Raw genomic sequence first — 8632 nt, forward strand, 5'->3', positions numbered from 1 at the left:
CGACGCGTGCGGTGGCTTCGGGGGTCGGAGATGCTCTGCAGGTGGTGCAGTAGGTTCATCGGGGCTGCGCTAGGAGGGTTGTTTCAGCGCTTTAGTTTCGCTTGGATTTAGATGCGATTGCCCTGGCGGCCGCCCACCGCCACGGCGACTGCTTCGTCTTCGATAGAGGCGAGGCGCTGGCCCCCGATTTGCGCGCGCTCCGCGCATGTCAGCGCGCGTGCCTCCGAAGACCCGGACTGGCGATCAGGCAGCGTTGAGTGCAAGCCACGCCGGGTCATGTGCTGACGTGGCCGCGCGCACTGGCCCAGCGTCCCCGGAAGTCGGCCTGCGCGAATCCAACAGAGTATATTCAATTGAATCCGCAGCGCCGATCCTATCTCATGCCCAAGCCACCAGCGAAGCCCCTTCGCCCGTCCAAACGCCTTGCGGCCGCCACTGCCACGCCTGGCGGCACCGCCCGGGGCGCCCGAAGTTCCCTGTCCAAGACCCGCGCCATAGCCAACACCGTGACTGTGGACGAGGACTTCTCGGGCGTCGCGCAAGGAGACCTGCAAGGCGCCCCCGGCGACACCCTGACCGACCGCACCTATCAGAAGTTGCGCCATGCGCTCATGACCGGCGCGCTGCTCCCCGAACAGGTGCTGACGGTGCGCGGCGTGGCCGAGGCGTTCGGTGTGAGCCTGACACCAGTGCGCGAGGCCGTGCAGCGGCTGGTGGTCGAACAGGGGCTCGAAGTGGTCAACGGGCGCACCATTCGCGTTCCCCGGCTGGGCGTGGAGACCTATCGCGAAATCCTGAAGATCCGTATGGAGCTCGAATGTCTGGCAGCCAAGGAAGCCGCGCCACGAATCTCCCATGAAGAGATCGAGCGTCTCGATGCGGTGGTGCAGGCGCACCTGGCCGCGATCCAGGCGGGCGACGCTCACCAGACCCTCATGAGCAACTCCGATTTTCACCTTTCAATATATCGTTCATCAGGTCAACTTATTCTGATACGCGTCATCGAGAGCCTGTGGCTACGCGTCGGGCCCACGCTCAATCTGCTGTTTCCCCAGTATTGCGGAAGCCTGACCGGCCACGAAACGCACTTGGTCGCGATGGACGCGCTACGGCGGCGCGACGGCGACGCCCTCGGGCAGGCCATGCGCGACGACCTGGCGCACGGCTCCCGCTTTCTTATCCGGCTGCTGAAACCCTGAAGTCAGTCCGCCGAGGGTGGGTTTTGGAGCATTTGAATATATTCAATGATGTCTAGACTGCGGTCAGACCAGCCGGACGGCGGGTTTCGTTCTTCCCTCGTCTCAGGAAAGTCTGCCCATGAAGCTCCATCTCTCCCGCCGCGAGTTCAGTCTGACAGCCGCCCACATGCTGCTGGCGTCATCCGCCGGTGGGGCCTTGCTGGGCCATGCCGTTCCGGCGTTCGGGCAGTCGCCGCGCGCTGTAAGGCTGGGCACCTTCGGCGCCATCGATGCGCAGAACTACATCCGCGCGAAGGCTCTGGCGCCCAGGATTTTCGGGCAGAGGGTCAGCAGCGACTTCGTGACGGTGCGCGCAGGCTCCGAGGTGATCTCGGCCATGGCCGGCGGCAGCCTGGATATGTGCAACATCGGCTCCAGCCCGATGATGGTGGGCTACGCCAATGGCCTGAAAGCGTCGATGGTCTATGTCTACAAGAACATCGTGGACAGCGAATGCTTGGTGGTGCAGGGCAACTCCGGCATCAATACACTGGCTGGTTTGAAGGGCAAGAAGATCGGCCTGCCATTCAACACCTCGGTGCATTTCGCGGCGGTGGCGGCGCTCAGGTTCGCAGGCCTCGGGCTGTCCGATGTGCAACTCATCAACATGCGTGCCGACCAGATCGCCTCGGCCTGGCAGCGCCGCGAGATCGACGCGAGCTACATCTGGGTGCCGGTGCTCCCGCGCCTGACCGACGACGGCGGCCAGATCATCTTCAAGACAGGTGACCTGAATCGCCAGAACCTGCTGATCTTCGACGGCCTGCTGGTGCGCGACGAGTTCAAACAGAAGTCGCCGGATCTGGTACTGGCTTTCCTGAAGGACTATGAGCAGATCGCGCGCGGCTTCAAGCAAGACCCAAAGGAGGCTGTCGCCACCATGACCAGGTTTCTCAATGTCGACGAAGCGACGGTGATGCGCTCGCTCAATACCTTCTATCCGGTGCCCGCCAGCGAGCAGCTCAGCAGCCGCTGGATGGGCAAGCCGGGGGAAAAGGACACGGGCGTTCTCAAGACGCTGCAGACACAGGCGCGGTTCCTGTTCGACTCCGGGCAGATCACGGTGATGCCCACGGAGGTGGGCGGGTTGGTCGATTCGAGCTTTCTCGCCAAGATGGTGGCCTGAAGCCATGCCACCGGCAGAACGTGTCGACCATGCGCCCAAGGTCCGCTTCGAGGAGGTGAGCAAGTGCTTCGGACAGGGCGCCGATGCCGTGCGGGCCCTGGAGCCGATTACGCTCGACATCACCGAAGGCGAGTTCACCTGCCTGCTCGGCCCCTCGGGCTGCGGCAAGAGCACGCTGCTCAACATTCTTGCGGGCTTCGAGCAGCCGACCAGTGGCCAGGTGCTGATGGACGGCCTGTCGGTGCGCGGCCCGGACCCTCGGCGTGGCGTGGTGTTCCAGCAGGGCGCGCTGTTCACCTGGATGAATGTGCACGACAACGTTGCGTTCGGCCCGCTGGCGACAGGCAAGCCTGCGGCGCAGGCCGACCGCCTCGCGGCGCACTACCTCGAGATGGTGGGGCTCGCCGCATTCGCCAAGCGCTACCCCTACGAACTCTCGGGCGGTATGCAGCAGCGCGTGGGCATCGCGCGCGCCCTGGCCAACGATCCCGAGATTCTGCTGATGGATGAGCCCTTTGCCGCACTCGACGCGCAGACGCGCGAACTGCTGCAGGAAGAGATCAAGCGTATCTGGCAGCGCACGCACAAGACGGTGCTGTGGATCACGCACAGCATCGACGAAGCGCTTTTCCTGGCCACCGAGGTCGTCGTGATGTCGGCGCGTCCCGGGCGCATCAAGGCGAGCCTGCGGCCGCAGTTCTCGCAGAGCGCCGACCCGGCCGTGGTCACGAGCGCCGAGTTCGCGCGTATGAAGGCCGAGATATTCGGCCTGCTGCGCGAGGAGGCACTGACGGCGCAACGCCAGGAAGGCGCGCAATGAGCGCGTCGCCCCATGCGCCAGACGTCAAGGGCCGATCACGCTGGATCAACCTGGGCTCCTTCGCCGTGCTGCTGACGCTGTGGTTCCTGATCACCACGCCGCTGGTGGGTGACAAACCTCTCGTCGCACCCCTGTTTCTGCCGTCGCCGGCGTCGGTCTGGCAGACCTTCCTGCAGCTCATGCAGAACGGCTACCAGGGCAAGACGCTGGCGCATCACCTGGGCATCAGCCTGTTTCGTTTCGGGCTGGCCTTCTTGCTCACGGTGGCGATTGCCGTTCCGATGGGTCTCTGGATGGGCATGAACGAAACGGTCAAGGCGGTGCTCGACCCGCCGATCGAAATCTCGCGTCCGATGCCCAAACTCGCGCTGCTGCCATTGCTGATCATCTGGTTCGGCATCGGCGAGGTTGCCAAGATCGTGATCATCGTGCTCGCACTGTTCCCGATCCTGTCGATCAGTGCCATGCAGGCGGTGCGCAGTGTAGGCCGGCGCAAGGTGCAGGCCGCAATGGCGCTCGGTGCCTCGCGCAGCATGATCTTCCGGCGCGTGATCTTTCCGGCCAGCCTGCCCGGCATCTTCACCAGCATCCGCGTGAGCATCGGCATCGGCATCACCATGCTGGTGGGAGCCGAGATGATCGCCACCAACGCGGGCATCGCCTACATGGCAATGTCAGCCTCGGACTTCCTGCTCACCAACGTCGTGATCGTCGGCGCGCTGATCATGGCAGTGCTGGGCTATGCGCTCGACCTGCTCGCGCGAGCGCTCGAGAACAATGTCGTCCACTGGGGCGGCAAGGAAGGATAGGGCCCACCATGACCACACAACTCCCCGCCCACGGCATTGCCTGGGAAGAACTGCAGCGCCAGATGAAGGACGCCCGCAGCAACGATGCCGACTGGCGCGGTGGCCGCCTGCCGATGTTCATCCACTATGCCGGCGAAGACGTGCTCGAGGTGGCGAAGCAGGCCTATCTGATGTACTTCTCTGAGAACGGTCTGGGGCCGCGCGCCTTCTGCAGCCTGGCCAAATTCGAGGCTGAGGTCGTAGCCATGGCGCTCGGCCTGCTGCATGGCGGGGCAGACGCATGCGGCGCGATGACCACCGGAGGCACCGAGAGCATCTTCCTCGCGGTCAAGTGCGCCCGCGACCGGGCACTGGCTCGCCGTCCCGGCATGGGCAAGCCACGCATCGTGATGCCGCGTAGCGCGCATCCGGCCTTCGACAAGGCCGCATGCTTCCTGGGGCTGGAGCCCGTGCGCACGCCGCTGGGCGCGGATTTCCGCGCCGACATGGCCGCGATGCGCGCAGCCTTGACGCCGGACACGGCGATGCTGGTGGGTTCGGCACCGTCGTTCCCGCATGGTGTGGTCGACCCGATCCCGGAACTCGCCGCGCTGGCGCATGAGCACGGTACCTGGATGCACGTCGACGCCTGCGTCGGCGGCTACTTCGCGCCCTTCGCGCGCGAACTGGGTGCGGACATTCCCGACTTCGATTTCGCGGTAAAGGGCGTGACCTCGATCTCGGCCGACCTTCATAAGTACGGCTATGCCGCCAAGGGCGCTTCTACGCTGTTCTTTGCCGATGCCGCGTCGTTCGCGCTGATGGGCTACCACTTCGACGACTGGCCACGCGGCCAATACTTCACGCACACGCTCGTGGGCACGCGCGCTGGCGGCGCGATCGCCTCCGCATGGGCCGTCATGAACCATCTGGGCCAGGACGGCTACCTGCGTGTGACCGAGCGCGTGCTGTCCACACGGCGTTCCATGCAGGCCGGGCTGGAGACGCTCGGCCTGCCCACATTGGGAAACCCGCAGCTGTCCATCTTCGCCTTCGGTTCACCGTTGCACGACATGGCGGCCATTGGACAGGGGATGGCTGCCCGTGGCTGGACGGTGGGCTACGTGACCGATCCGCCGGGCATCCATCACATGCTCAATCTCACGCATGAACCGGTCGTAGGGCGATACCTGGGTGACATGGGAGCCGTGCTCAGGGCGCCGCAAACCCCTTCAATGGCAGGGCAGGTCTCGATGGACGCGCGGTATTAGAAGGGTGCCAGGCTTGTGGCGCCGACGGCGAAAAACGGCCACACCGAGACAGTTCCTGCGGCTCGGCGGACTGGTACAGCGCGACCAACTGCTTGCGCCCGACGCCAGGCCTGGCATGGGCGGCCAACTGGTTCCAGCCGATGGCGGCTACGCCGCGTTCCCGAAAGGCGTCGTACAGGCTGCCGCCTTCGCCGCGCACCATCCACATCCGTTCCATCGTGTTCCCTCCTGTGTTCAGGCCCATCATCACTTCCCAATGCAAAAGCGCGAAAAGATCACCCCCAGCAGGTCGTCCGAGCTGAATTCGCCGGTGATGCTGTTGAGCGCGTTCTGCGCCAGGCGCAGTTCCTCGGCCAGCAGGTCGAGGGCGCCGGCCTGGGCGGCGAGGTGGGCCTCGGCTTGCCTCAGATGGGCCTGGACCTGGCGCAGCGCCTGCACGTGGCGTTCGCGCGCGATGTAGATGCCCTCGGGCGCGGACTGCCAGCCGGCGATCTGGAGCAGGCGCTGGCGCAGCGCCTCCAGGCCGGCGCCGGTGCGGGCCGACAAGGCCATGCCACCGGCTGGCAGGGCGGCGGCGCCGGCGGCGTCGATTTTGTTCCACAGGTCCAGTACCGGCACCTTTTTTGATAGTTTTTGGGCCATGGCCCTAGTCACATCTAGGTCTCCTGCTATGTATTCAGGAGCGCTGGCGCGCGTCAGGTCGTGCAGGAACAGCACGGCGTCGGCGGCGGCGATCTCGTCCCAGGCGCGGGCGATGCCGATTTTCTCGACCTCGTCCTCGCTCTCGCGCAGGCCGGCGGTGTCGATGACGTGCACCGGCACGCCCTCGATCTGGATGGTGTGCGCCACCTTGTCGCGGGTGGTGCCGGGGATGGGCGTGACGATGGCCAGTTCGGCCCCGGCCAGCGCATTGAGCAGCGAGGACTTGCCGGCATTGGGCTGGCCGGCGATGACCACGGTGATGCCTTCGCGCAGCAGCGCGCCCTGGCGCGCGCGCTGCAGCACCTGGGTCAGCATTTGCTGCAGTTTCGATAGCTGGCCGTCGGCGTCGGCCTTGCGCAGGAAGTCGATTTCCTCTTCGGGAAAGTCGAGCGTGGCCTCGACCAGCATGCGCAGGTGGATCAGTGCCTCGCGCAGCGTGGCGATTTCGTCCGAGAAGGTGCCGGCGAGCGAGCGGCCGGCGCTGCGCGCGGCGGCTTCGGTGCTGGCGTCGATCAGGTCGGCCACGGCCTCGGCCTGGGCCAGGTCGAGCTTGTCGTTGAGGAAGGCGCGCCCGGGTCGGGCTCGGCCGCGGCCTCCAGGCAGCGCGCGAGCAGCAGTTGCAGCACCACCGGGCCGCCATGGGCCTGCAGTTCCAGCACGTGCTCGCCGGTGTAGGAATGCGGCGCGGCAAAGCGCAGCGCGATGCCCTGGTCGATGGGCTGGCCGGCGGCATCGCGAAAGGGCACGTAGCAGGCCTGGCGCGCGGGCAGGTCGCGGCCGCACAGCGCGCGGGCGAGCGCCGACAGGTCGGTGCCGCCGCTGATGCGCACGATGCCCACGCCGCCGCGGCCCGGGGCGGTGGCGATGGCGGCGATCGGGTCCTGGTGGTGCGTGGGCATGGGGCGATTCTCCTCAAGAAAAAAGCCGCCAGACCTGTCGGTCGTGGCGGCCTGGCCGGGGCGCGGCGGCTTATTTGAACTTCGGCAGGTTGAACTGCGGCGGCACGCCCATGCGGGTGTTGATGATCCACTGCTGCGCGATGGACAGGATGTTGTTGGTGATCCAGTACAGCACCAGGCCGGACGGGAAGAAGAAGAACATCACGCTGAAGGCCAGCGGCATGATCCACATCAGCTTGGCCTGCATCGGATCCGGCGGCGCGGGGTTGAGCGCGGTCTGCAGCAGGCTGGTCAGGGTCATGAGCAGCGGCAGGATGAAGTACGGGTCCGGCGCCGACAGGTCATGGATCCACAGGATCCAGGGCGCGCCGCGCATTTCCACGCTGGAGAGCAGCACCCAGTAGAGCGAGATGAAGAACGGGATCTGGATCACGATGGGGAAGCAGCCGCCCATCGGGTTGACCTTCTCCTCGCGGTAGATGCGCATCATCTCCTTCTGCATCTCCTGCGGCTTGTCCTTGAGCCGGTCGCGCATGGCCATGATCTTGGGGTTGATGGCCTTCATCTTGGCCATGCTGGAGTAGGCCTTGGCGTTGAGCCAGTAGAAGGCCGCCTTCAGCAGCAGCACCAGCGCGACGATGGACCAGCCCCAGTTGCCGAGGAAGCCGTGCAGCTTGTCCAGCAGCCAGTACAGCGGCTTGGCCAGGATGGTGAGCCAGCCGTAGTCCTTCACCAGCTCCAGGCCGGGGGAGAGGGCTTCGAGCTTCTTCTCTTCCTGCGGGCCGGCGTAGAAGGTGGCGTCGATGGTCTTGCTCGCGCCCGGGGCGAGCGTACCGAGCGGCGTGATCATGCCGACGGCGTACAGGTTGCTGTCGACCTTGCGCATGAACAGCTCGCGCTGGACGCCGTCGGGCAGCACCCAGGCGGTGGCGAAGTAGTGCTGCACCATGGCCACGTAGCCGTTGGTGGCCTGCTTCTCGATGTCGACCTTGTTCTCTTCGATCTTCTTGAAGTCGACCTTCTGGTACTTCTTGGCCTCGGTGTAGACCGCCGGGCCGGTGAAGGTCGAGTAGAAGGAGGACTCGCCCGGCGGCTTGTTGCCGTCGCGCACCAGTTGCAGGTAGAGCTGCGGCGACACCGGGCTGCCGCCCTCGTTGATGACCTCCTGTTTGACGTCGATGGCGTAGCTGCCGCGGGTCAGCGTGTAGGTCTTGCGCAGCTTCACGCCGCCGACGTCGGCGGACTCGAAGCGCACCGCCAGCGTGCTGTCGCCGTCGCTCAGGCTCAGCGGGCCGGGCAGCAGGGTCATGGGCGTCTTGTGGTTGGGGAAGTCGCCGCCGATCAGGCCGCTCTGCGCCACGTAGACGCGGTTCGGGCTGTCGTCGAGCAGCGTGAACTTCTCGTCGTGGTGCTCGAAGTCGGTGTGCAGCACCAGTTCGCCCTGCACCAGCGTGCCGCCGGCGCTGTCGAAGACGAGGCGGAACACGTCGGTGCGCACTTCGATGCGCTGGCTCGGCGCGCTGGTGGCCGTGGGCGGCAGCGTGCCGCCGGGCGTGGCGGCGGCACCGCTGGCGGAGGCGCTCGGCACGGACGAGGCGCCGGCCTGGCCCTGTCTCTTATACACATCTCCGAGCCCACGAGACCGTACAGGAAATCGCGTTTGCCGTCTTCTGCTTGAAAAGGGGGGGGGGGGGGGGGGGGGGGGGGGGGGGGGGGGGGGGGGGGGGGGGGGGGGGGGGGGGGGGGGGGGGGGGGGGGGGGGGGGGGGGGGGGGGGGGGGGGGGGGGG

7 protein-coding genes and 1 pseudogene are annotated in these 8632 nt (G+C 66.2%); 6 read left to right on the top strand and 2 right to left on the bottom strand.

The window, feature by feature from the left end; all coding sequences use genetic code 11:
* Window positions 1–506 precede the first annotated feature (506 nt).
* The 5 genes from JHD63_RS20525 (at window position 507) to JHD63_RS20545 (ending at window position 5243) form a co-directional block, all read left to right on the top strand.
* Window positions 507–1199, top strand: a complete 693-nt coding sequence (locus JHD63_RS20525; protein ID WP_198972662.1) for a GntR family transcriptional regulator — start codon at window positions 507–509, stop codon at window positions 1197–1199.
* Between the two features lie 118 nt (window positions 1200–1317).
* Window positions 1318–2364 (top strand): taurine ABC transporter substrate-binding protein, encoded by a 1047-nt coding sequence (locus JHD63_RS20530; protein ID WP_198972663.1) that lies wholly within the window; start codon window positions 1318–1320, stop codon window positions 2362–2364.
* Between the two features lie 4 nt (window positions 2365–2368).
* Window positions 2369–3184 carry an ABC transporter ATP-binding protein gene (locus JHD63_RS20535; protein WP_198972664.1) on the top strand — a complete coding sequence of 272 codons (816 nt, stop codon included), beginning with the start codon at window positions 2369–2371 and terminating at the stop codon, window positions 3182–3184.
* Window positions 3181–3993: an ABC transporter permease gene (locus JHD63_RS20540; RefSeq protein WP_198972665.1), complete on the top strand. Its 813-nt coding sequence runs from the start codon at window positions 3181–3183 to the stop codon at window positions 3991–3993. Before JHD63_RS20535 ends, JHD63_RS20540 begins: the two co-directional genes overlap by 4 nt.
* A gap of 8 nt (window positions 3994–4001) precedes the next feature.
* Window positions 4002–5243, top strand: a complete 1242-nt coding sequence (locus JHD63_RS20545) for a pyridoxal phosphate-dependent decarboxylase family protein (RefSeq protein WP_198972666.1) — start codon at window positions 4002–4004, stop codon at window positions 5241–5243.
* A gap of 246 nt (window positions 5244–5489) precedes the next feature.
* On the opposite strand, the pseudogene mnmE reads toward JHD63_RS20545, so the two are convergent.
* A pseudogene (gene mnmE / locus JHD63_RS20550) lies at window positions 5490–6844 on the bottom strand (tRNA uridine-5-carboxymethylaminomethyl(34) synthesis GTPase MnmE).
* Window positions 6845–6914: 70 nt separating this feature from the next.
* Window positions 6915–8432 (bottom strand): membrane protein insertase YidC, encoded by a 1518-nt coding sequence (gene yidC / locus JHD63_RS20555; protein WP_370590596.1) that lies wholly within the window; start codon window positions 8430–8432, stop codon window positions 6915–6917.
* On the opposite strand from yidC, the gene JHD63_RS24215 reads away from it, so the two are divergent.
* Window positions 8335–8632: hypothetical protein (locus JHD63_RS24215; RefSeq protein WP_233168497.1), on the top strand; the 298-nt coding region annotated here is incomplete at its 3' end. The genes yidC and JHD63_RS24215 overlap by 98 nt on opposite strands.

It is taken from the genome of Xylophilus sp. ASV27, assembly GCF_016428875.1.
In the GTDB taxonomy this organism is placed as follows: domain Bacteria; phylum Pseudomonadota; class Gammaproteobacteria; order Burkholderiales; family Burkholderiaceae_C; genus Xylophilus.